Below are 23,442 nucleotides of genomic sequence, written 5' to 3' on the forward strand. Positions count from 1 at the left end.
GGCGCTTCTACCGTTCGATGTCGCAGGGGCCCGCCGCGGCGGACACACAGGTCTGGATGAGGACGCCCGGCTCGGCCTCGGTGATCTCGCCGGTGCGCAGGTCGCGGACGGCGCCCGCCTTGAGAGGCGTGACGCAGCCGAAGCAGATGCCCATGCGGCACCCGGAGGGCATGAGCACGCCGGCCTCCTCGCCGACGTCCAGCAACGGCGTGGTGCCGTCCGCGTCGACGGTCCTGCCGGTGGTGCTGAACGTGACCTCGCCTCCGCTGTTGTCGCCGCCGCCGACGATGCGGGGGCGGAAGCGTTCGGTGTGCAGGCGCTCCGGGACGCCGTGCTCGGCCCAGTGCTCCTCGGCGGCGTCGAGCAGTCCCGCGGGCCCGCACGCCCAGGTCTCGCGCTCGGCCCAGTCGGGCACGAGTTCGCCGAGACGGGCGATGTCGAGCCTGCCGTCGGTGTCGGTGTGCACCTCGGTGAGGCGCAGCTTCGTGTCCGCGACCAGGCCGTGCAGGTCGTCGCGGAAGATCACGTCCTGCGGCTGCGGTGCGCTGTGGACCATGACGGCGTCATCGAGCCCGGTGTCGCGCAGCATGCCCATGACGGGCGTGATGCCGCTGCCGGCCGTCAGGTAGAGCACCTTGGCGGGCATGGCGCGCGGCAGGACGAAGTCACCCGTCGCCTGGTCGAGCTGGATCATCGTGCCCGGTGTCGCCCCGCGGACCAGGTGGTTGCTGACCTTGCCGTCCGGGATCGCCTTCACGGTGATCGTGATGCGGCCGTCCCGGCGGTTCGTCGGTGAGGTGATGGAGTAGGCACGCCACAGGCGCACCCCGTCGACGTCGACCCCGATCCGCACGTACTGACCGGCCGTGTGGCCGCGCCAGCCCCGCCCCGGCCTGATCACGACGGTCGCGGCGTCACCCGTCTCGGGGTGCACGGCCTCGATGCGCCCACGCAGGTCGGCGCCCGCACGCAGCGGGCTGACCAGGTCGAGGTAGTCCGACGGCAGCAGCGGCGTCGTGACCATCTCCAGCAGCTTCCATGCCCTGCTGCGGAGGGCTGCACTCGTCATGACTCCAGCTTGCTGCGCCTCCGGGCGTAAAGTCCTGACCGTAGGACGTAAATCTGGTCGGCCGAATTGTTCGTAGGGAACAGGAACGTGAGCCATGCAATCCGGAGGGCCAGCGAACTGGTCCTGGACGAGACGACGGTCGCCGCGCTCCGGGCGGCGCTGGCGGCCACCGCCGACGAGGTCGTCGAGGCGATCATCGACGAGGTCCCTCCCTACGCCAACGCCCTGTCGGGCCGCATGGGCTCCACCATCCGCCGGGCCGTCCGCACCGCCCTGGGGCACTACCTGGACCTCGCGAGCGGGAACGCCACGGGTGGCGACGCCGGTGACGCGGCCTACGAGCTGGGCCGCGGCGAGGTGCGCGACGGCCGTTCGATGGACGCCCTGCTCAGCGCCTACCGCGTCGGCGCCCGCGTGGCCTGGCGATGCCTGGCAGCGGGTGCCGTACCCGCGGGTCTGCCCGCCGCCGAGGTCGCCAAGTTCGCCGAGCTGACCTTCGCCTACATCGACGAGCTCTCCGCCGCGAGCGCCGCGGGCCATGCCGACGAACTGGCCGCCCGGGGCAGGGCCCAGGAGCGCCACCTGGAACACCTGGCCCGCGACCTCCTCGCCGGTGCGAGTCCGGACGTGCTGCTGGCCTCCGTGCAACGGGCCGGGTGGCAGCCCCCGGGTTCGCTGACCGCGGTCCTGCTGCCCGCTGACCAGGCCCGGCCCGCCTACCGCGCGCTCGACCCGGGCACTCTCGTTCTCGACGACCTGCCGGACGCCACCGGTGTGCTGCTCGTCCCCGACGCCGACCGGTCGCACCTCCTGCGGCAGCTGACCGACCGCACCGCCGTGGTCGGCCCGGCCCGGCCGTGGACCCGTGCGTCCGCCTCGTACGCGCGGGCCGTCCGCGCGCGCTCCCTCTCCTCCGACATCCGCGACACCGAGGACCACCTGCCCGAGCTGGTGCTGAGCGCCGACGCGGACGCGTTCGCGGACCTGCGTGCCCGAGCCCTCGCACCGTTGCTGGCCCTGCCCGCCGCGACCGCGCGGCGGCTGGAGGAGACGTTGCGGGCGTGGCTGCTGCACCAGGGCAGGCGGGACGAGGTGGCGGCGGCGCTGTTCGTCCATCCCCAGACCGTCCGGTACCGGATGGCACAGCTGCGGGAGCTGTTCCCGGATCTCGCCTCGCCGCACCGGGTTCTCGAACTGACGCTGGCGGTCGGTGTCCGGGCCGGCTGACGGCTTCCCCGGCGCTCGCCCGGAACTCGCCCGGAACTCGCCCGGCGCTTCGCTCGGCACCCGCCCGGCGCTTCACCCGGAATCCGTTTCGGTGATGGAGTGACAAGACATAATGACGGCACGTCAGTTCACACCAGCGGTGAGCTGCGACCGAGGGGGAGGAACGGGCGTGCCGGAGTACCGCATACGCGTGGACGGCGAGTCGTCGGGCCGGGACCTGCGCCGGCTCGCGCCGGAAGGCGAGTAACCGGCGGATGCCGCTGCCTCGTCCGGAAGCCTCCCGGGTGGTGCTGGCCGGGGTCGCCTACTACGACCACCTGCCGCCCCTGCCGGCGGTCCGGAACAACCTCGCGGGCCTGGCCGGCTTCTTCACCTCGCGGTTCGGCTGGGGCCTGCCCCCGTCGCACTGCACGGTCGTCACCGACCCCCGCCACACCTTCGACCTCATCGACCCCGTCCGGCGGGCCGCCGCCGAGGCCACCGACACCCTGCTCGTCTACTACGGCGGCCACGGCCACCTCGACGAGGAGCTCCGGTACTCGATCTCGCTCGCCGGCTCCCGGCAGAACGAGCCGTGGACCTGCATGCCGTACACCTGGCTGCGGTCCGCGCTCACCCAGACCCGGGCGGAGCGCCGGGTCGTCATCCTCGACAGCTGCTTCAGCGGGCAGGCCCACGGGCTGATGGCCGACGAGGCCGACGCGCTGCGCGCCCAGGTGGCGACGGCGGGAGCGGTGGTCATCAGCTCCGCCCGCCACGACCTGCCCGCGCTCGCCCCGGTCGGCGAGCCGTACACGGCGTTCACGGGTGAGCTGCTGCGGGTGCTCGTCCACGGCATCGCGGGCGGGCAGGCCGAGATCACCGTCGACACCGCGTACTCCCAGGTCAAGGCAGCCCTGGCCGAGAAGGGCCGGCCGACCCCGGACCGTACGGGCACCGACACCTCGGGCGCCCTGGTCATCGCCCGTAACCCGGCGTTCCGGCCCAGCGCGCCCGAGGCCGCGCCGCGCCCCGCCCCGGGCGCGCACCTGCGGGCGCTGGCGGAGCGTCGGCTCCAGCGGCCCGTGGGCGGCTGGAGCTACGCGGGGCAGAGGACGACCGGCGTGCACCAGGCGCCGGAGGCGACCGGGAAGCGCTACGAGACCGTCTCGCTGATCGGCCAGGGCGGCATGGGCGAGGTCAAGCTGGCCTTCGACCGCTTCCTGAGCCGGATGGTCGCGGTGAAGATGATCAAACCGCGCGGGGACGAGGAACCGTTCGAGCAGCGGTTCTTCTGGACGGAGGCCCGGGCGGTCGCGGCGCTCAACCACCCGAACGTGGCCGCGATCTACGACGTGGGGGAAGGCGAGGCCGGGCGGTTCATCGTCATGGAGTACGTCTCCGGGGCGCCGCTCTCGGACCTGGCCGGGGACGGGAAGCTGTCGCCGGACGAAGCGGCGGAGGCCGTCCACGACGTGCTGGCGGGGCTCGACGCCGCCCACCGGGCCGGGGTGATCCACTGCGACATCAAGCCCCACAACCTCATGCTGACGCCGGACGGCACGGTCAAGATCCTCGACTTCGGGATCTCCCACTTCCAGGGGGAGATCTCCCTCTACGAGGAGGGGACGGTGGTGGGCACCCCCGCCTACATGCCGCCCGAGATCTACGCCGGTGCGGAGCCCACCGCGGCCACCGACATCTACCAGGCCGGGGTCACGTTCTACGAACTGTGCACCGGGGAGAAGCCGTTCACGGGAACGACCGTCTACGAGGTCTTCGCCCGAGTCCTGGAGGGGACCGTCGTCCCGCCGAGCGAACTCACCCCGGAGCTGCCCGCCGCGTACGAGGCGGTGATCCTGAGGGCCCTGGAACGCGAACCGCAGGACCGGTACGAGAGCGCCGCCGAGATGCGCGCGGCCATCGCGGCCGCGCTGTACGGGACGGGCTGAGGCGGCACGGGTGATCCTGGCGGCCCCGGCCGCTTGGTCATGACCGTTGTGAGAACGGGCCCGTGGTGACGAAGCGGTGGAGCTGCCGCGCGAAGCTGCGGGCCTCCTCGGGCGGCCAGGAGGCCAGGGACTCCTCGATGTGCGAGGCGAGCCGACGGCGGGTGGTGTCGACCACCCGCCGTCCGTCGTCGGTGAGGGCGAGGAGGGTGGCGCGGCGGTCGTGCGGGTCGGGCTCGCGGCGCAGCAGTCCGGCCTCCTCCAGGCGGGTGGCCCGGCGGGTCACGCCCGAGCGGTCGAGGCCGATCTCGCCCGCGAGGTCGGCCGCGCTGCGCGGGCCGGTGCGGTCGAGGCCGCTGAGGACGGGGTAGGTGGTCTCGTCCACGGCCTCGCCGAGGCCCTCGGTGAGGCGGCTGTAGAGCTGGGCCCGGGTGCCGCGCTTGAGCAGCGTTCCGAGTGCGTCGGCGATCTCGTGTCCTACGTCTTCCGGCATGGCCCCAAGTTTAGCGTGCGCAGCGCACGCAGTTTGTCGTATGCTGCAGATGCGTGCTCGACGCACGCATTTCTCGCCCTTCGTGTGACCTTTGCGACCATTGGGAGACCTCTCATGACCGACATCGCCACCGCCCTCACCGACCTGCTCCTCACCCCCGGCCTCGCCCTGGACGAGGCCCTCGACCGCCACTTCGCCCCCGACTACCGCCAGCGCACCGACGGCAGCTGGGCCGACCGCGCGGAGTTCGCCGCCCACATCGCCCACCTGCGCGAGATCGTCGCCGGAGGCGAGGTCCAGGTCCTGGAGGAACTCGCCCAGGGCGACCTCTACGCGGACCGCCACATCGTCGACGTCCGCAAGACCGACGGCTCCTCCGTCCGCATGGAGGTCTACGTCTTCGCCGAACTCGCCGCCGACGGCCGCTTCCGCCGCATCGAGGAGACCACCCTGCTGCTGCAGGGCGCCGACACCGACCGGGACCTCGGCAGCGCACGTTGACCTGCGGAACCGCCTGAGCGCGTGCTGCGTCCCGTCGGAAAAGGGGTCAAGATCCACGGGGGACGGTAGGTGCCGTTGATGAACGCAGCAGAGCCGACGGAAGCGCGGATCGAGGACGCGGGCAACGTACTGGTCGCGCCCTCCGGGGTGATCGGGGACTTCTTCGGGTCCCGGATCACCCCGGAGGAACTCGCCGCAGGCGCGCCCGACCTCGCGGGGAAGACCGTCTACCTGTGCGGCGACATCTCCGGAACCGGCCAACTGCACGGCGCCACCCGGGTGTTCGTCATCCGCGAACTGTCGGAGGGCTACGGCGGGAAACCGTGGACGGTGATCGGCCTCGGCCGGGTGCCCCTTCGCGTCCACGGCGTCGGCGTGTACTACCGCCGCTTCTTCGACCCGGGCGACGACCACTTCGCGCGCATCCGCGCCGAGCACGAGTTCCAGTCCCTGACGGAATCCACCAAACCCGGCACCGCCCACCGCAGCGGCATCTACCTCACGCCCGTCACGCGGGACGGCGACGACCTGCACTTCCGCCTGCTCCGCTGCTCCACCAACCTGTCCGGGCCGACCGAGGGCTTCGGCCCGACCGACACCGACATCGTCGGCGACCTGAACCGCGAGGCCGACGCCCTCTTCCGGGGCCACGCGCCCCTGAACCACGTCCTCGCGCAGACCTACCACAACACCCCGGCCACGGCCGAGCGCAAGCAGTCCAAGGCCAGGATCTCCTCCCACGCCGACAAGACCAAGGACATGCCCGGCAACGGCATCATGGCCTTCTGCACCTTCTACGACGGGCTCGACCGGCTCCAGCCCCTGGCCGAGGACGACTTCGACCTGGGCGTGAAGGGCGTCAGCGGCCTCACCCGGCTGCAGTTCCGCCTCAAGGACTCGGCGGCTCGGGACGCTTCGCTGCCCCCGCAGTTCACGGTGACGCTCCACCCCGGCTCCGTCTTCTTCATGCCGCTCTCCACCAACCGCCTCTACACCCACGAGATCCGGCCCTCGGCCCTGGACGCCGCGCTGCTCCCCACCCGGCTGGGGTACGTGGTGCGCTGCTCGAAGGCCGAAGCCGTCCACAAGGACGGGCTCACCTACCTCAAGTCGGCCGATGGCCTGGTGGAGTTGGAGCCGCCCACCGAGGCCGGCATGGAGGAGCTGCGCAGGCTGTACGCGGAGGAGAACCGGTCCGCGTCCGTCATCGACTACGGCGACGAACTGCTCTTCAGCATGAACACGGGAGACTACGGTGCACCCCGGATCTAGCGTCGCCACCTTCGCCCTGCCGACCGACCCGGACCTCTTCGCGGAACTGTCCGAGTCCGTCCGCTGGGAGGACACGGGCAAGGGCCGCCGAGGCGCCGTCCTCACGAGAGTCGACGGGACGGGCGGCGTGCCCCTCGTCCGCACCACCACGCGCTACGCCACCCCGGCGCAGCGCTTCGCGGCCGTGCACGAGCGGCTGGCGCAGCGGATCCGGCAGCACGCCTCGCTCCCGCACGCCTTCAACAACGCCCTCATCGAGACCTACACCAACACCTACCGGACGATGGGCGCCCACTCCGACCAGGCCCTCGACCTCGCCGACGACTCCTCCATCGCCGTCTTCTCCTGCTACCGCCACCCCGAAGCGGGCCCGCCCCGGAAGCTGATCTTCGAACCGAAGGAGCCCGACGGCGGCGAACCGTTCGAGATCCCCCTCACCCACCACGGCGTCGTCGTGTTCTCCACCGCCACGAACCGGCGGCTCAGGCACCGGATCGTCCTGGACACGCCCGCCACGGACAACCAGTGGCTGGGCGTCACCTATCGCACGTCCAAGACCCTCCTCCACTTCCACGACGGACACCCGCACCTCCCGAACGGCGCCCGCCTCACCCCGGCCGACGACGACCAGCAGCGCGAGTTCTACGCCCTGCGCCGCCGCGAGAACACCGAAACCGACTTCAGCTACCCGCCGCTGACCTGCACCGTCAGCGCGAGCGACCTGACGCCGCCGGTCTGACCTGCGTCGGAGGAGGAAGACTCCGACCGTGGTTGCGAGGAGCAGGACGGTGACGACGGGCCGGTAGAGCAGTCGGGCGGCCATGTTGCCGTTCCAGTCGAGGAAGGCGAAGCGGCGGGTGGAGGTGTACTTCGCATCCGCGTGACGACACTGTCCTCCTCGCACGTCGGCATGGCTCCGGTCAGCCCCGGCCTTGAGACCGTCGAAATCGCTCTCGGCTCATGGCCCACCGTGCAAGCATCAGGAGACCAGGCGAGCAGGAGCAGAAGGAGTGGCGATGACAGTAACTCAGTGGGAATACAGGGTGGTTAGCATCGGACGTGACATGCAGAGCGCTGTCGTCAACCTCAATATCCTGGGCAGGCAAGGTTGGGAGGCGGTCGGCTTCAGCAGCGCTTCATCGACTGCTCGCGCGGGCAGCGAGACCTTCAACCGCGACCTGTTGTTGAAGCGCCCCTTGCAGTGAACGATGAGGCGGGCCCCGCTGGTGCCGAGCCCTCGAGAGGGCTCGGCACCAGCTGCCAGGCGAGCGTCACCCTGAACGGTCACCCCCGTTACTACCAGCAGCGGAGGCCGGCTGACCTGTACCCAGGACGAGCCGAACCCCGTTGATGATCTGACTGAGAAGCTTCCTGACCGACGCCTGCCGGGCGTCACTCAGGAAGACGTAACAGACCCAGGAAGGAGCGGACAGGACCACCACCGCCAGGAGGAGAACGATGCAGAGGGCAGCGACAAGTGCCTTCTGGCTCCGAACACCGACAGCCAGCAACGATTGCACGACAGGAATGCGTGTTCCTCAACGGACTGCTGCCTACCCGGTGAGCTGACGGGTTCGGGCCGAGCGACGACGCCCTACGATGCCTCCGCAGACCGTTCTTGGCCGCCCTGGCACCGATTCACCCCGGAGGAACATGGTTCCCGGGCTCCGACTCGCTGCACGGACCCCAAGGCCGGACAGGTTGTGAGACTCGGCAGACAGAAGCCTCTACTGCCTCTTGCAGTAGGCGAAGGCTTCCGTGCGGCCCAGCCTAACAAGCGAGTTGAGTCGTCCGGCTCAGCCGGCCGACTCTGCCCTGGCGTGTCGTCCCCCCGGGTGCAACGAGCTTCGGTGAGGCCGGACTTAAGGAGCGGACGGGCCTCCCGTTGCGGTCGGCCAGTGCGGCGATGCCCAGTGGCATAGCACCACCACCAGCGCCGCCGCGACGGACGGTCCCGCGGCGGCGCTGGTCGTGCGGCCCGGTGGGGGCGGGGGATCAGCAGGAGCCGCAGTCGCCCGGGGGGCATTTGGCGACCTCCGCGCGGACCTCGTCCACGGTGTGTTCGAGGAGGTGCTTGCACTGGTCGTCGTGGGCCTTGTCCTTGCAGGCGCGGACGGCGAGCCAGCCCTCGAGGATGACGACCGCCTCCCAGCCCCTGAGGATGAACATCAGCGTGCGGCACAGGCAGTCGACGTAGTCGTGCACGCCCGGGAAGCCGTTCCAGACGCCCTTGACCTGGCGGTCGAGCACCAGCAGCCGCACGTACAGGTCGACCGGGGGCTGGGCCGGGTCGGCGGCGTCGTGGGTGAGCTGGGTGGCGTCGGCCTTGAGCTGGGCGGCGCGCTTGGGGAGGGCGGTCAGTTCGGCCTGGAGGACGTCGGTGAAGTACTTGGAGGCGGCGGAGACCTCCTCCCGGTAGTGGGCGATCAGGCCGGCGAGCTTGGGGGCCGGGTCGCCCTGGTGGCCCTCGGTGGGGAAGTCGCAGGTGTACTCGCGGCAGCCGGGCTCGCCGACGCACTCCTCGATGCGGGTCCAGACCTTGTGGACCGCCCGCTCGACGCACTCGCGCTGCTCCTCGTCGAGGCGGCAGCGCAGCGTCTCGCGGACGGCCTTCACCTGGTCCTCGGCCGTCTTGACGTCGGGTTTGGCGGTGGCCCGGGCCTTGCAGTAGTCGGTCTTCGCGGTGGCGAGGGCGGCCCGGAACGGGGTGAGGGTCTGCAGGCTCTCGTCGGTGACGGCGGCCTGCCGCTTGATGCCCGCCGCCTTGCAGGTGAGCTCGTCGATGGCGTCCACGTCGCAGCAGCCGTGTCCGGAAGGGGGCGGGGTTCCGTAGGTCATGGGCGTACTCCGGGGTGGGAGGGGGCTCCTGCGTACGGGAGCGCCAGGCCCGTCGAGTGTGCGCCGGGTACTGTCACCGCACCGTCGCCCGGGCATCGCCGGGCGGCGGCAACGCTGCGGTGACGGCCGGGGCCGAGCATCGGACCATGGCTGGATACCGGGCACTCGCCGCCGTCGGACGCAGCGTGGTCGCGCTGCTCAACCGGCGTTTCACGGAGGAGATCCCCGACGGCCGAGGCAGGCGGCCGCTGGCGGTGCTCGCCGGGCCGCTGGACTTCGAGAAGGTCGACACCCCCGGCGCGGTGATCGCCTACCCGGCCGTGTCGGTGTACTGCTACCGGCTCAGCATCGACCGCGAGACCAGGGCCGGCTGGGGCGCCGTCTCGGCCCAGGACGGGCTGCCGCGGCTGCCGCTGCGGATGCACATGATGCTCGCCGCCTGGGACCACACCGTCGACCACGAGCTGGAGTGGCTGGGCCTGGCCGCGCGCACGCTCGAGACCGAGGCCGTCCTCACCGGCCCGACGCTCGACCCCAGCGGCGCCTGGGAGCCGGGCGACACGGTCCAGGTCGTCTCGGACGAACTGGCGATGGACTCGCTGAGCGAGGCGTTCCAGGCGATGACCACCGACTACCGGCTCTGCCTGCCCTACCTGGCCCGGGTGGTACGGATCGACGGCGCGCCCCAGCCCGTCGCCGAGCAGGTCACCACCGTGACCTCCCGCCTCTCCCGGACGAGCCGATGACCGACGGGCCGATGACCACCGCCCCCGGCGCGGGCGACGCGATCACCGTCGACGCCGGCCGGGTGGACGTCCTGCACCGGCTCGCCCTCGCCGTCCGCCCGATCGACGCGCGCACCACCGGAACGGCCGGCGGCGTCCGGATCGGGCGCGAGGCCCCGGCACCCGGCGGGCCCGTCAGGCTCCTGGAGAGCCACGGCGCCGCCGGGTGGGTGCTGCGCTACGGCAGCGGGACCGGCGGGGTCCGGAGCCGGGTGGTCGTGCTGCGCCTCGACGACCCGGACCGGCGCTTCGTCCCGCGCCGCTTCCGGCTGCCGCTGTGGACGCTCGCCGAGCTCACCGGCGCGGACGGGCGCCCGCCCACCGCCGCCTACGTCCCGGCGGCCTCCCGGCTGTTGCGGCCCTGGCTGCTGCCCGGCGTGGCGTACCCGGTCACCGGCGGCGTCACGGGCCTGCGGCTGCGCGTCACCCACCGGGGCGCGCCGGTGCGCTGGCCCAGGGTCGAGGCGTTCGGCGCGGGCGGGATGCGGGTCGGCTGGGCGCACGGGGACGAGCACGGCCAGGTGCTGCTGCTGGTGGACGGCATCGGCGCGCTGGCGCCGCCCACGCCCTCCGTCTTCGACGTGGTGCTGCGCACCGCCGTCCCGGACCCGGCGGCGGCCGTCGACCCGGAGGACCCGCTGGCCGACCTGGTGGTGGAGGACCTCCCGCGCAGTCAGGCCCCGCCCACCGACCAGGACCTCGACAACCCGGTGCTGCGGGGCCTCGCCCTTCCGCCCGGCTACCGCAGCTCCACCCGGGACGTCCTCCGGAGCCTGACCGTCGGCCGGGTGCTGCCCGCCACCGACCTGCCCCACACCTGACCCGAGTCTGACCCGAGACCGAGGAGGCCCCCGCGCATGCCCGAGTACCTGACCCCAGGCGTCTACGTCGAGGAGACCAGTTTCCGCTCCCGGTCGATCGAAGGCGTGCCCACCAGCACCTTCGGCATGGCCGGGCGGACGGCCTACGGCCCGGTGCCGTACCAGATCCCCGGCGGGCCGGTCCTGGTGCCCGGGCCGACGCTGGTGACCAGCTTCACCGAGTACGAACGCGCCTTCGGCGGGCTGACGTTGGACGACGACACCGTCAGCCAGGTGGCGCTGGCGGCCCGCGCCTTCTTCGCCAACGGCGGGCGCCGGCTGTACGTCTCCCGGGTCTTCCCGTTCGTCAGGAGGACGACGAACGGCGTCACCGACATCGACGTGCCCAAGAACTTCGCCTCCCTCGCCTCCCCGGCGACGGGAACGCCCCTGGTGCGCTGGTGGGCCCGCTGGCCCGGGGCGGCCGGGAGCCGGATCAGCGTCGCCGTGGCCTTCCGGCGCAGCAAGAACGTCCTGATCTCCTCCAGCGCCAACGGCACGACCGCCGTCAGGCTCACCGGAGTCCAGCCGGGCGTGGCCGTCGAGGTGCTCGACCTGGGCGCCGACGGCAGGCCCGCGCCGCCCGACGACCGGACGCAGCCGGCCCCGGCCACGATCAGGATCGTGGACCGCATGGCCGACGGCACCCTCGGCTACCGCAACGCCCAGGGCGGGGTCGACGCCCCCGCCGCGGGCAAGGCCGCGTTCCACATCACGCTGGCCGTCAGCGTCCAGCTCGGCACGGACCGGGTGGACGTCTACAACGAGCTGGAGCTCGACCGGCTCCACCCGCGCTCGGTGGAGAACGTGCTCAAACCCCGGGACCCGGCGGACGAGTTCTCCCTCGTCTGGCTGGAGCTGCCGCCCGCCGCCGCCGGGGCCACCGTCTCCCCGGGCGACCGGCTGACCGAGCTGCTGAAGCTCGACGCCCGCCACCGCGGCTTCCTCACCGGCGGCGGCAACGGCGAGGACCCGACGGCCGACGACCTGCTGGGCCAGGCGGCCTCCCCGGACGACCCGCACCAGCCCGCCGCCGGCCTGACCGCGCTCGGCGAGGTCGACGACATCGCCGTCGTCGCCATGCCCGACACCGTCGCCCTGCCGGAGCAGCAGGAGCAGACGGCCGTGGACGGGCTGATCGCCCACTGCGAGCGGCTGCGCTACCGGATGGCGATCGTCGACCCGCCGGCCAACAGCTCGATCTCCGGTGTGCGCCGCTTCCGCTCCCAGTTCGACAGCACCTACGCGGCGCTCTACTACCCGTGGCTGCGGATCGTCGACCCGACCAGGCGGCCCGACCCGGGCGGGCCCACGCCGATGCTGGACGTGCCGCCCTCGGGCTTCGTCGCCGGGATCTACGCCCGCAGCGACATCGAGCGCGGGGTGTTCAAGGCCCCGGCCAACGAAGTCGTGCACGGGATGAGCGAGTTCGTCACCAACGTCACGTACGACCGGCAGTCCGTGCTCAACCCCGAGGGGATCAACGCGCTGCGCTTCTTCGAGGGCCGGTCCAACCGGGTCTGGGGCGCGCGCACGATGAGCTCGGACCCGGAGTGGAAGTACGTCAACGTCCGGCGGCTCTTCATCTACCTCGAGCACTCCATCGACAAGTCGACCCAGTGGGCCGTCTTCGAGCCCAACAACGAGCGGCTCTGGGCTTCCGTCAGGCAGTCGGTCGAGGACTTCCTGCTGGTCACCTGGAAGAGCGGCGCGCTGATGGGTACCAAGCCCGAGGAGGCGTTCTTCGTCCGCTGCGACCGCACCACCATGACCCAGAACGACATCGACAACGGCCGCATGATCTGCCTGGTCGGGGTGGCCCCCACCTACCCGGCCGAGTTCGTGATCTTCCGGATCGGCCAGTTCACCGCCGACGCGCCGGCCGTCTGAGCGGCGCGAGCATCCCGTCCCTGATCAGGAGGCAGCACATGGCCGTCCGCAACAACCCGTACGGGGCCTTCAACTTCCTCGTCAAGCTCGGCGACGCCGGGGGAGAGGACCAGATCGCCGGCGGCTTCTCCGACTTCACCGGCGCGGGCAACGAGGTGAAGTTCTCCGAGTACCGCAACGGCAACGACAAGGAGAACCACGTCCGCAAGATCGCCAACACCAACGTCACCGACGACGTCACCCTCAAGCGCGGCATCATCGGCGACCTGCGGCTCTTCAACTGGATCAAGGACACCCGGGAGGGCCGCCACGACCCCCGCACCGTCGTGGTCACCCTCTACGACGAGGCCCGCACCGCCGTCTGCGCCTGGACCCTGCACGCTGCCCAGCCCAAGAAGTGGGTCGGCCCCACCCTGGCGGGCAAGGGCGGCGGCGAGGTGGCGATGGAGGAACTGCACCTCGTCGCCGAGCGGATCGACTTCGCCTCGCTATGAGCACGTCGACCAGCACGTCGACCAGCCCGCCGACCAGTACGCCGGGGCTGGCGCTCGGGGCGCCGGGCGTCTACCGGGACGCGCGGCGGCCGGCGCCCGCGTTCCGGCCGGTGCGGCTGGACGTGGCCGGGTTCGTCGGGGTGGCGCCGCGCGGGCCGGTGGACCGGCCGGTGGCCGTGGAGCGGTGGACGGAGTACGTCCAGCGGTTCGGGGCCTTCGAGGGCCGGGGCCTGCTGCCGTACGCCGTGCGGGCGTTCTTCGCCCAGGGCGGCAGCCGGGCGTACGTGCTGCGCGTCTCGCCGCTGCCGCGCGCGCCCGACCCGGCGGCCCTCGCGGCTGTCGCCCGCCATGTCATCAGGCTGGCCGGGCCCGTGGAGCTGGGCCTGCTCGCCGCCGACGAGGGGCGGTGGGGCGAACTGCTCTCCGTGCGCTGGGAGTTCGCCGCCACCCGGAGCTTCGCCGGACGGGTGGACGGGGACAGGCTGGCCCTGCCCGAGGCGCTCGCCGCGCCCGTCGGCACCCTGCTGCGGCTGCGCGGGCCCGGGCTGGCGCCCGCCGGGGAGTTCTACCGGGTGGTCCGATCCGCCGGGCGGGCCGCCGTTCTGGACCGGCCGCCCGCCGCCACGCCCGGCGCCGCCCTCGACGTGGGCGTCATCACCGCCACGGTCACCGTCACCGACTCCGACCCGGGCCTCACCCGGCAGGAGAGGTTCACCGACCTCGGGCTCTGCGCGGAGCACCCGCGCTTCGCCGGGGACGTGCTCGCCGCCGAGTCCCGGCTGATCGCGCCCGACACCGGCTGGCCCGGCGTGCTGCTGCCCCCGGACGCCACCCTCCCGGCCGTCGACTCCGCCCCCGACCGCCTGGGCGCGGACCGCTGGTCGGCGATCACCGCCGACAGCCTCTTCGGGGACGTGCCGCCCGAGCTGTTCCCCGTCGGCGGCCCTCAGAGCGCCGACGACACCGCCGCGTTCATCGGCCTGGACCGCCTCGCCCTGGAACCGGAGGTCGCCCTGCTCTCCGTGCCCGACCTGTTCTGGGACTACCTGGTGCCCGGCCGCACCACCGAACCCCCGGAGCGGCCCGGCGCCGGGGTGCCCTGCCCGCCGCCGCCCGTCCCGCTGGTCTACCCGGCGCGGCCCGAACGCGCCGTCCTGCTCGACGGCCGCAGCCCGGACGGCCTCGCGGAGATCCTGCGGCGGCAGCGGCGGCTGGTCGACCTGGCGGAGCGCCAGCGCCGCTTCGTCGCCCTGCTGGACGTGCCGCCCGGGCTGGCGCTGCGGCAGATCGCCCACTGGAGGGCCGCGTTCGACAGCTCCTATGCCGCTGCCCACCACCCGTGGCTCGGCGTGGTCGACCCGGAGGACCCGCAGCTGCGGGCCGTCCTGGTGCCGCCCTCCGCGTTCGCCGCCGGGATCGTCGCCGACCGCGAGCACCGGCTCGGCATCCCCTGGGGCCCGGCCAACGCCCTGGCCGTCGACGCGGTGACCGCCGCGGACCTGCCGGTGGCGGCCGAGCGAGACGAACTCCACCTGCTCGGCGTCGACGTCTTCGCCGCCGAGCGGGACGGCTTCCGGCTGGCCTCCGCCCGCACCCTCTCCGGCGACCCGGACTACCGGCAGCTGAGCGTGCGCCGGCTGATGACCATGCTGCGGCTGGTCCTCGAACGGCAGGCGCAGAGCCTCGCCTTCGAACCCAACTCCCCGCAGCTGCGCGCCGAACTGCGCGGCGCCGTCACCCAGTTGCTGCGCGACCTGTTCCGGGGCGGGGCGTTCGCCGGGGCCACCGAGGCGCAGGCGTTCTTCGTCCGCTGCGACGAGGCGCTCAACCCCGGCTGGTCGCAGGGGCTCGGCCGGCTGGTCGCCGAGATCGGGGTGGCGCCCGCCCAGCCCCTGGAGTACCTCGTCCTGCGGATCGCCCAGGACGCGGACGGCGACGTCGACGTGACGGGGTGAGCGATGGCCGACCTGGTCCAGGGGTTCAACTTCCGCATCTCGCTGGGGCGCAGCACCTCGCCCGGCCCGAGCGCGGCCCCGCCGCCCGCCCTCACCGGCGCGCCCTCCCGGGCCGCGCGCACCGGCGCCGGAGCGCGCGCCGACGGGCCCGACCGGCTCGGCGACGGCGGCTTCCAGGAGTGCTCGGGCCTGGAGCTGGAGATGGAGGTCGGCGACCACCCCGAGGGCGGCCGCAACGACGGACTGGCCCGGGGGATCGGCAGGGTCAAGCTGCAGCCGATCGTCCTCAGGCGCGGGATGCTCGTCCCCACCCCGGGCGGCCGCGCGGACTCCGCGTTGTGGGACTGGCTGTACGGCATCGTCGGCGGCGAGAACCGCTCCGTCCGCTACGACGGCGACATCGAGGTGCTGGACCCGACGGGAGCGCGCACCCTCGCCCACTGGCGGTTCGTCCGGGGCCTGCCCGTCAAGGTCGCCGGGCCGGCGCTGAACGCGAGGACCGGTGAGATCGCCATGGAGGAACTGCACATCGCCCACGAGGGCCTGCGACTGGAGGGCACCTGATGTCGGAGCTGGCCCACGCGACCCTGCAACGCCTGGCCGTCACCAAGGCCGGGGCGAAGGACCAGCCGCCCCGGGTCAAGGGCGAGGGGCCCGTCGTCGAGGTGCAGTTCAACCCCGTCTCGCTGCGGCTCAGCCGCAACAACAACGTCGACCGGGGCGGCACCAGCACCCGCACCCAGAAGCGCCAGAACCCCGCGCAGGAGGGCGCCACCCTCTCCTTCGAGCTGGCCTTCGACACCGCCGAACAGGGCGGGCCCGGCGAGTACGTGGACGTCCGCGCGTGGACGGCGGTGGTGCGGCAGTTCGTCGAACCGCCGCCGCAGAAGCAGGGCGATCCGCCGCCCGTCGTCCGCTTCGTGTGGGGCACCTTCCGCTTCAACGGCATCGTCACCCAGGTCACCGAGGAACTCGACCTGTTCGCCCCGGACGGCACCCCGCTGCGGGCCAAGGTCGCCGTCACCATCGCCGAGCAGGACTTCGCGTACGAGGCGAACGAGAAGGGCGCCGGACGGCGCGACGCCCGCGCCGCCACCGACCCGGGCGCGACCCGGCCCGGCACCGCCCCCGGCACCGCAGGGACGGCCCGGCCGCGGCAACTGGCCCAGGCCCAGGCCGGGGAGAGCGCCCAGCAGTTGCTCGCCCGGCTCGGGCTCGACCCGGCGGCCTGGCGCGGGGCGATGCGGGGGCTGGACAGCCCGCTCACGCTCGCGGCCGGGTTCAGCGTCCAGCTCGGGGTGGAGGTGGAGGCGGGCGGGGGCGTCGGGCTCTCGGCGGGCTTCGCGGGAGAGGCGGCGGCGACCTCGGTCGCGGGGCTGGCGGGGGCGCTGGGGCTGGGATCGCCGGTGGACGGCACGGGGACGGAGGCGGGGACGGACGCGGGGACGGGGACCGGGACGGAGGCGGGCTTCGTGCTCTCCGCCGGGGGCGGGATCGCCGCCTCGGCGAACACGGTGACCGGCGCCCGGACGGCGCTGGCGCTCGACCGGGCGCGCGGAGCCTTCGCCGTCCCGGCCTCCGGGCCGACAGCCGCGGCCGACCCCCGCGCCCTCGGCTACGGCCGGGGCGTCCCCCTGCGCAGCCGCGCCGACCCCGGCACCCTCGCCGAGGTCACCGCAGGCGGCGCCCCCGGCCTCAACCGCCGCGCCCGCGCCCAGGAGACCCCGCAGCCCGACGGGGTGACACCCCCGTGGGAGCGCCTGCCCCCGGTGACGCCCGCCCGCCTCGCCGCGGACTGCGAGCAACGCCGCCGTGACGCACCGCCGAGCACCCTGAGGTGGCGACCGCCCGGAGGAGGCCAGCGTTGAGCGTGCACATCGGCGAAGTCCACACCGACGTCGTCCCCGTCGGAGGCGGCCCAGGCCCGGCGGACGCCGGCGGGCAGGGCGGCCCGGTCAAGGAGTCGGAGCTCGCCGAGCGCCTCCGCGACGCGCTCCACCGCACCGGGTGGCTCGCCGCCCGGGTCGCCGCCGAGGGCTTCGATGACTGAGCCCGCCGTCACGGCGGTCGCCCCGGTCTTCACCGTCGGCGGGGACCTCGTCCGCGACCTCGGCCGGGACTGCGTCCGGCTGGAGGTCTGCGAGGGCGTCGAGGGCCTGCGCACCCTCCGGGCCACGTTCCTGGCCAGCGGCATCGGCGCCAAGGGCCCGCAGGAGAAGCTGGCCCACCTGGACGGCACCACCGTCGACCTCGGCAGCGCCCTCAGGGTCGCCCTCGGCCCCGACGCTCAGCAGCGCACCGTCTTCGAGGGCGCCGTCTCCGGCCTCGAGCTCGCGCTCGGCGACGGCGACCCGCCCGTGGTCGTGGCCCACGCCGAGGACGCCCTGATGCGGCTGCGGATGACCCGCCGCTCGCGCAGCTACCCGCACACCACCGACGGCGAGATCGCCGAGGCGATCGCCCGCGAGCACGGCCTGCGCGCCGACGTCGACGCGGCCGGCCCGCGCTACGACGTCGTCCAGCAGTTCAACCAGAGCGACCTCGCCTTCCTGCGCGAACGCGCCCGGCTGATCCAGGCCGAACTCTGGTGCACCGGCACCACCCTGCACCTGCGCACCCGCCCCGCCCGCCCCGGCACCGCCGTCACCCTCCTCCTCGGCCGCGACCTGCTCTCCGTCCGGCTGGCCGCCGACCTCGCCCACCAGCGCAGCGAGGTGGTGGTCACCGGCTACGACGCCGACCGCCGCGAGGCCGTCGACGAGCGCGCAGGACCGGAGGTCGTCGAGGCGGAGACCTCCGGCGGCCGCACCGGAGCCCGGCTGCTCGGCCGGGCGCTGGGCCCCAGCACCAGCCTGCGGGTACGCGAGGTGGCCCTCGACGCCGCCGAGGCCACCGCCTGGGCCCGCGCCGAGATGCTCCGGCGCGGCCGGCGCTTCGTCACCGCCACGGGCCTCACCAACGGCACCCCCGACCTCGTCGTCGGCAGCCGCCTCACCCTCCAGGACGTCGGCGCCCCCTTCAACGGCCCCGGCTACTACGTCACCCGGCTGCGCCACTGCTTCGACCTGGAGCACGGATTCCGCACCCGCTTCGAGGCGGAGCGCGCCACCCTGAACGAGGTGCACTGATGGGCCTGCCCACACCGGCCGACGGCGCCGCGCCCGGCTACCACGGCGCCTACCCGGCCCTGGTCACCAGCATCGTCGACGAGCACCGGCTCGGCCGGGTCGAGGTGCGCTTCCCCTGGCTCGGCACCGACGGCGAACGCGACGTACGGGCCTGGGCCACGCTCTGCTCGCCGTACGCGGACAAGGACCAGGGACTGCTGGTGCTGCCCGAGGTCGGCAGCCAGGTGGTGGTGGTCTTCGAGGCGGGCAACCTGCGCCGCCCGTACATCCTCGGCGCCGCCTGGAACGGGCGGGAGAGCCTGCCGCACGAGCCGGAGGCGGCGAACAACATCCGGCTGCTGCGCTCCCGGGCGGACAGCCGGCTGGAGTTCGACGACACCGGCGGCGCGTCGAAGGTGCGGATCACCATGGCCTCCGGCCACGAGGTGAGCCTGGACGACGCCGCGCGGACGGTGACGGTCAAGCACGCGACCGGGTGCGTGATCCGGCTGACCGACACCTCGGTGGAGATCACCGCGAACACCTCGGTGGACGTCACCGCCCCCGTGGTGAACGTCGAGGCGCCGCTGGCCACCTTCAGCGGAACCGTCCAGGTCGGCACCCTGGTCGCCGAGCAGATGGTGATGTCGCCCGCGTACACGCCGGGCGCGGGGAACCTCTGGTGACCGGGGATCACGGGTTCCAGCTGCGCGCGCCCTGGTACGTCTGCGAGCGCGGCCACTACGACCGCTTCGACGACCGGGCCGGGCCGCCCGCGATCCAGAAGTACGACGCACCCGACTTCGTCCGGAGCCTGACGCAGGACCCGCGCCGCTCCCTGACCTTCGACAAGGCCGAGGACGTCTACTCCTACCCGGTGGCCGTCCCGGCGGGCCGGGCCGGGCACGGGCGGCTGCGGTTCGCCACCCACACCATGACCCCGACCACGCTGCGCAAGCTCTACCAGCCCAGCCACAACCGCTTCTACGCCGTGGTCGTCGAGTTGTTCTGCGACCGGCCGGGCCTGCCGCTGCCGGGCGCCTCCGCCGAGGGCCTCCAGGTGCGGATGGTGCTGCGCCGCCAGCAGCAGCTGGTCCCCAAGGGCGCCGAGCAGCAGGTGCGCCGCCTCGCGAAGCAGCTCACCACCGAGCTGCTCGCCGCCCAGGGTGTCAAGCCGCGCCACCTGCACGACCGGGACCTGGTCAACGTGCTCTGGGCCGACCGCGCCTACCGGGCCCGGTTCGAGGCCGAGCACGAGGAGCTGTTCGCCTCGATCCCCCCGCCGGTGCTCCAGACCTGGACCGCCGGCGCGAAGGGGCCGCACTGGGTGCCGCAGGGCACGCTGGACGAGCACGGAAAGCCAGAACCGGAGCAGGAGTTGACGATGTGGCGGATCCCGTCGTCCGCCGCCGGGTGCGACCGGGCGGGCAAGCGCTCGCTCTGGTTCGGCCTCGTCCCGACCCTCTCCGGCGAGCACGACGACCAGGGCGCGCCCAAACTCGACGACCAGCACGTGTACCAGATCCACTGCGTCGCCCGCCGGCCCCCGGCCCCCGGCCACGAGCACTGCCCGCCGCAGGAGTCCTGGAGCGCGCCGACCGAACCGTTCAGCCTGGCCGCCTTCTACGACCCGGAGGGCACCAAGAACCGCAAGGTGTCCATCACCATGCCCGACCTGCGGGCCCTCGCAGCGCGTGCGGGACGCCCCGCCGGGCCGGGCGGGGTGGCGATCGGCAGCCCGCCCGGCTCGCAGCTGCCGACCGGCACCGAGATCCCCAAACCGGGCAGCGGACAGCCCGGCGGCACGGACTTCCGGATCTGCACCTTCGCGCTGGAACTCTTCATGATCGTGGCGTTCTTCCTGTTCAGCCTCTTCCTGCCGATCGTGGTGCTCGCCTTCCAGCTGTGGTGGCTGCTCGCCCTGCGGTTCTGCCTGCCACCGGATGTGGTGGCGATGGGGGCCCTCAAGGCGTACTTCAACGCCAACCCGGGCGCCGTCCTCGCCTCCCTGCCGGACGTCGCCGTCGGCGGGGCGAGCAAGAAGGACCTGGACGCGCTGCTCGGCGCGCCCGACGCCACGGACGCCCAGGTGCCGACCGGCGCCACGGCCGCCATGGCCGCGACGGACCAGTTCAAGGCCGGTACGGCGGACGCCCACGACGCCGCCGTCGACCTGCTGACCACCCTCGACCCGACGACGGCCGCGCCGCCGACACAACCGCCCGTCGAGGACTCCCCGCCGGACCCGCTCTGCGGAGGTGGCCTGCTGTGAGCCCGATCTTCCGTCCCCGCGCCGCCCGCTGATGGCCGCCGCAGCCGGGGCCGCCGCCCGTGAGGCGAAGCCGCCCGTAGCCGCGCCCGCCGTCAAGGCCGCGCCGCCCGCGCCCGCCCCGGCTGCCCCGGTGGCGGGCGGACTCGCGGACCGGCTCTCCGGCGTCGGCCCCAAGCGCCCGGAAGCCCCCGCCGTCGCGCCGGACGTGCCCAAGGACGTGCTGGAGCTCCAGGGCGGCGCGGCCCTCGCGCCCACCCCGGCCGTCGCCGCGTACCTGGAGAACAAGGGCGACGCCGGAGGCCCCGTCCGCGCCCGGCTGGGCACCCTCGCCGGGGGGACGCTGCACCTGCGCAAGGACGGCGAGACGCTCACCACCGGGCCCGGCCAGGAGTGGCAGTGGCTGCCCCTGGCGCACCCGTTCCTCCTGCCGCTCGCGCAGTACGGCATCCAACCGGCGCTCGCCGTACGGGCGGTGGGCGGCACGGTGGAGGGCCACGCCTCCGCCGTCGTCAAGGGCCGACTGCTCACCGGTCCGGCCGAACTGCTCGGCCAAGTCGTCACCTATGCGCAGCAGTTGGGGCTGGCCGGGATCGGCGCGCTGAAACTCGCCGGGGTGGAGAACCGGCTCGACGGGCCCAAGCTGATCGTCCAGGCCAACGGGCTGCACTTCAGCCTCGGCGGCTTCCTCGAGGCCACCGGCTCGCTCGGCCTCGCCAACGAACTGGTCGTCTTCGACGCCACGGCCACCGGTACGGTGCACGGGCTCGCGCCGATCAGCGTGCACATCACCCGGGACGCCGAGGGCAAGCTGACCGGAAGGACCACCGCCGAGGTGGAACTCAAGGGCTTCAAGGGCGCGGTGACCGCCGCCTTCGCCGGGGGCGTCGTCGACGTGCGCGGCAGCGTGCACTACGCCAACGACAAGTTCGACGGCGAGGTGACCCTCGTCGCCACCGACGAGAGGAGCGCCAAGCAGCTGACGGACGGGCAGATCGCGGCGGCGCAGGCGAACACGGCGGGGCCGAAGCCGTCGGTACCCGAGGGGGCGGCGGCTCCGGCGACGGAGGGTCCGCAGCCCGGGCCGCGCGTGGTGGCGGGCTGGGGCAACGTCAAGGTGCAGCTCGCCGAGTGGCTGAGCGGCGAGGCGATGGTGGTGGTGGACCACCACGGGGACGTCACCCTGGTCGGCAGGATCACCCCCAGCATGACCAAGCCGCTGTTCGAGCAGAAGGACTACACCAAGGCGCTGCCCAAACTGGAGGTCCGCGCCCTCTACGGCGTCCCGCTGGTCGGCAACATCTTCGTGTTCGCCGACATCGGCCTGGAACTGGTCGCCGTGCTCGGCCCGGCCACCCTCGACCGGATGGAGCTCTCCGGGACGTGGTCCACCAAGCCCGAGGTGCTCAGGAACTTCGGCATCACCGGCACCCTCCACGTCGACGCCTTCGCCGGTATCCGGCTCGTCGCGGAGGGCGGCGCGGGCCTCGAGATCGTCGGCCACGACATCAAGGCCGGGGTGGCGCTCAACGCCCTCGCCGGAATCCGGGGCTACGTCGAGGCGACCCCGAGGATCGGCTACCGGGAGGTCGCCGACCCGAAGGCGGGCAAACAGGGCGAGTTCTACCTCGGCGGGCACATGGAGATCGCCGCTCAGCCCTTCCTCGGCCTCGGCGGGGACCTGTTCGTCGCCCTGGTGAGCCCCTGGTGGTCCCCGGCCCCGAGCCACCGCTGGACCTGGCCGCTGTTCCAGCTGGAGTACCCGCTGCCCGGGGAGTTCGGGATCGGCGCGGACGTGGAGTACGTGCTCGGCTCGGGCAAGGTGCCGGAGATCACCTTCGGCGAAGTCGCCTTCAGCGCGGACAAGTTCATGGCCGACCTGCTGGGCGACCACACGCAGAAGAAGTCCGGGCACGACGAGAGGAAGCCCGGCGCCTGGAAGGAGGGGCCCGGCGCGGCCCCGGCCAAGGGTGGCCCGGCGAAGGCGGCTGCGCCAAAGCCCGTACCGGGAAAGCCTGTTGGCAAACCGGCCGCGCCCAAGCCGGCCAGGCCCAAGGCCAGGGGCGAGGAGGAGGTGCCGGACCAGGCCAAGGAGAAGCGCTGGCAGGGCGGCATCCAGGCCATCGGCGAACTCGCCCAGCAGTCCCTGAAGGAGCCCCTCGACGAGGACGCCCTGCGCACCGCCCTCGCCGGGATCAGGAAGACCTACGGCTTCTCCCGCCTCGAGGCGCAGCGCGAGGGCGACGAGTCGCTGATCGACGCCCGGATGAGCCCGGCGCCCAAGAAGAAGCCCCGGATCAGGACCGCCAGGTCGAAGTACAAGGGCGGGCTCTACAACGCGCTCGGGGTGACCAACCCCAGCGGCGGCAGGAACCTGGCCACCAAGGGCACCGAACGCAACCACATGCCCGCCTGGGGCGCCATCGCGGAGGCGAAGAACCGCGGTGGCAAGGCCGCCGGGGTGAAGGCCGCACTGGACGCCGTGTCCAGGTACACCGCCCCCGCCGTCGAGATGGAGATCGACGACCACAAGGCCACCGCCAGCTGGGGATCGGCCGGCAAGGGGCACCGCTCGGACCAGGCGAAATTCCTGGTCAAGGGCATGTTCAAGGAGGCCGTGGACATGGACGTGAACGACATCCGGGGCAAGGCCAAGCCCCGCACGAAGTACGACAGGGCCATCAAGGAGATGAAGGACAAGATGCCCGCCGAGTGGAAGGCCCTCGGCGCGCACAGGTAACGCTGCGGTGACAC

21 protein-coding genes and 1 riboswitch are annotated in these 23,442 nt (G+C 73.1%); of the genes, 18 read left to right on the plus strand and 3 right to left on the minus strand.

All coding sequences use genetic code 11. The features are described 5' to 3' along the window. Positions 1–7: 7 nt before the first annotated feature. Positions 8–1,069 carry a ferredoxin reductase gene (locus tag IH61_RS0102800; RefSeq protein ID WP_031064325.1) on the minus strand — a complete coding sequence of 354 codons (1,062 nt, stop codon included), beginning with the start codon at positions 1,067–1,069 and terminating at the stop codon, positions 8–10. Between the two features lie 87 nt (positions 1,070–1,156). On the opposite strand from IH61_RS0102800, the gene IH61_RS0102805 reads away from it, so the two are divergent. Continuing rightward, positions 1,157–2,296, plus strand: coding sequence for a PucR family transcriptional regulator (locus IH61_RS0102805; protein ID WP_031064327.1), 1,140 nt, complete (start codon positions 1,157–1,159; stop codon positions 2,294–2,296). 254 nt (positions 2,297–2,550) lie between these two features. Further along, positions 2,551–4,227: a caspase, EACC1-associated type gene (locus IH61_RS42405; RefSeq protein ID WP_078910777.1), complete on the plus strand. Its 1,677-nt coding sequence runs from the start codon at positions 2,551–2,553 to the stop codon at positions 4,225–4,227. Between the two features lie 37 nt (positions 4,228–4,264). On the opposite strand, the gene IH61_RS0102815 is transcribed toward IH61_RS42405, so the two are convergent. After that, a complete protein-coding gene (locus IH61_RS0102815; RefSeq protein WP_031064333.1) occupies positions 4,265–4,717 on the minus strand; it encodes a MarR family winged helix-turn-helix transcriptional regulator in 453 nt (150 codons plus the stop codon). Positions 4,718–4,831: 114 nt separating this feature from the next. On the opposite strand from IH61_RS0102815, the gene IH61_RS0102820 reads away from it, so the two are divergent. From IH61_RS0102820 to IH61_RS0102835, 4 genes are all read left to right on the plus strand, one after another. Continuing rightward, the gene (locus IH61_RS0102820; protein WP_031064336.1) at positions 4,832–5,218 is read left to right on the plus strand and encodes a nuclear transport factor 2 family protein; all 387 of its coding nucleotides are present in this window, start codon (positions 4,832–4,834) and stop codon (positions 5,216–5,218) included. A 78-nt stretch (positions 5,219–5,296) separates the two neighbouring features. Next, positions 5,297–6,490: a hypothetical protein gene (locus IH61_RS0102825; protein ID WP_031064338.1), complete on the plus strand. Its 1,194-nt coding sequence runs from the start codon at positions 5,297–5,299 to the stop codon at positions 6,488–6,490. Next, complete coding sequence (locus tag IH61_RS0102830) at positions 6,474–7,229, plus strand: alpha-ketoglutarate-dependent dioxygenase AlkB (protein ID WP_031064341.1); 756 nt, start codon at positions 6,474–6,476, stop codon at positions 7,227–7,229. The genes IH61_RS0102825 and IH61_RS0102830 overlap by 17 nt, the downstream gene beginning before the upstream one ends. Before the next feature lie 325 nt (positions 7,230–7,554). Next, positions 7,555–7,695, plus strand: coding sequence for a hypothetical protein (locus IH61_RS0102835; RefSeq protein WP_158844558.1), 141 nt, complete (start codon positions 7,555–7,557; stop codon positions 7,693–7,695). A 330-nt stretch (positions 7,696–8,025) separates the two neighbouring features. Further along, positions 8,026–8,216, minus strand: a riboswitch (cyclic di-AMP (ydaO/yuaA leader). 269 nt (positions 8,217–8,485) lie between these two features. Here the strand turns inward: IH61_RS0102835 and IH61_RS0102840 are convergent. Further along, complete coding sequence (locus tag IH61_RS0102840; protein WP_031064346.1) at positions 8,486–9,328, minus strand: hypothetical protein; 843 nt, start codon at positions 9,326–9,328, stop codon at positions 8,486–8,488. Positions 9,329–9,474: 146 nt separating this feature from the next. Here IH61_RS0102840 and IH61_RS0102845 point away from each other — a divergent pair, with 146 nt between their 5' ends. From IH61_RS0102845 to IH61_RS42410, 12 genes are read left to right on the plus strand one after another with little or no spacing between them, the layout of a single operon-like run. Further along, the gene (locus IH61_RS0102845; protein ID WP_031064350.1) at positions 9,475–10,074 is read left to right on the plus strand and encodes a DUF4255 domain-containing protein; all 600 of its coding nucleotides are present in this window, start codon (positions 9,475–9,477) and stop codon (positions 10,072–10,074) included. An 11-nt stretch (positions 10,075–10,085) separates the two neighbouring features. Continuing rightward, positions 10,086–10,934, plus strand: a complete 849-nt coding sequence (locus IH61_RS0102850) for a hypothetical protein (protein WP_158844561.1) — start codon at positions 10,086–10,088, stop codon at positions 10,932–10,934. Positions 10,935–10,970: 36 nt separating this feature from the next. Continuing rightward, entirely contained in the window at positions 10,971–12,863 is a 1,893-nt protein-coding gene (locus tag IH61_RS0102855) for a phage tail sheath family protein (RefSeq protein ID WP_031064356.1), read from the plus strand. A 38-nt stretch (positions 12,864–12,901) separates the two neighbouring features. After that, positions 12,902–13,357 (plus strand): phage tail protein, encoded by a 456-nt coding sequence (locus IH61_RS0102860; RefSeq protein WP_031064358.1) that lies wholly within the window; start codon positions 12,902–12,904, stop codon positions 13,355–13,357. Further along, a complete protein-coding gene (locus IH61_RS40255; RefSeq protein ID WP_037971462.1) occupies positions 13,354–15,312 on the plus strand; it encodes a phage tail sheath C-terminal domain-containing protein in 1,959 nt (652 codons plus the stop codon). Before IH61_RS0102860 ends, IH61_RS40255 begins: the two co-directional genes overlap by 4 nt. A gap of 3 nt (positions 15,313–15,315) precedes the next feature. Then, on the plus strand, positions 15,316–15,876 hold the full coding sequence (locus IH61_RS0102870; protein ID WP_031064363.1) for a phage tail protein: 561 nt from the start codon (positions 15,316–15,318) through the stop codon (positions 15,874–15,876). Next, the gene (locus IH61_RS0102875) at positions 15,876–17,180 is read left to right on the plus strand and encodes a hypothetical protein (protein WP_031064365.1); all 1,305 of its coding nucleotides are present in this window, start codon (positions 15,876–15,878) and stop codon (positions 17,178–17,180) included. The genes IH61_RS0102870 and IH61_RS0102875 overlap by 1 nt, the downstream gene beginning before the upstream one ends. Further along, positions 17,177–17,362 carry a hypothetical protein gene (locus IH61_RS0102880; protein WP_158844564.1) on the plus strand — a complete coding sequence of 62 codons (186 nt, stop codon included), beginning with the start codon at positions 17,177–17,179 and terminating at the stop codon, positions 17,360–17,362. The genes IH61_RS0102875 and IH61_RS0102880 overlap by 4 nt, the downstream gene beginning before the upstream one ends. Further along, on the plus strand, positions 17,355–18,440 hold the full coding sequence (locus IH61_RS0102885; protein WP_031064371.1) for a phage late control D family protein: 1,086 nt from the start codon (positions 17,355–17,357) through the stop codon (positions 18,438–18,440). The genes IH61_RS0102880 and IH61_RS0102885 overlap by 8 nt, the downstream gene beginning before the upstream one ends. Beyond that, a complete protein-coding gene (locus tag IH61_RS0102890) occupies positions 18,440–19,105 on the plus strand; it encodes a phage baseplate assembly protein V (protein WP_051836150.1) in 666 nt (221 codons plus the stop codon). The genes IH61_RS0102885 and IH61_RS0102890 overlap by 1 nt, the downstream gene beginning before the upstream one ends. Further along, on the plus strand, positions 19,102–20,691 hold the full coding sequence (locus tag IH61_RS46695; protein ID WP_031064375.1) for a hypothetical protein: 1,590 nt from the start codon (positions 19,102–19,104) through the stop codon (positions 20,689–20,691). Before IH61_RS0102890 ends, IH61_RS46695 begins: the two co-directional genes overlap by 4 nt. 31 nt (positions 20,692–20,722) lie before the next feature. After that, positions 20,723–23,428 (plus strand): hypothetical protein, encoded by a 2,706-nt coding sequence (locus IH61_RS42410; RefSeq protein ID WP_031064378.1) that lies wholly within the window; start codon positions 20,723–20,725, stop codon positions 23,426–23,428. Positions 23,429–23,442: the final 14 nt, after the last annotated feature.

The organism is Streptomyces sp. NRRL WC-3742 (assembly GCF_000720635.1).
Taxonomy (GTDB): Bacteria; Actinomycetota; Actinomycetes; order Streptomycetales; family Streptomycetaceae; genus Kitasatospora.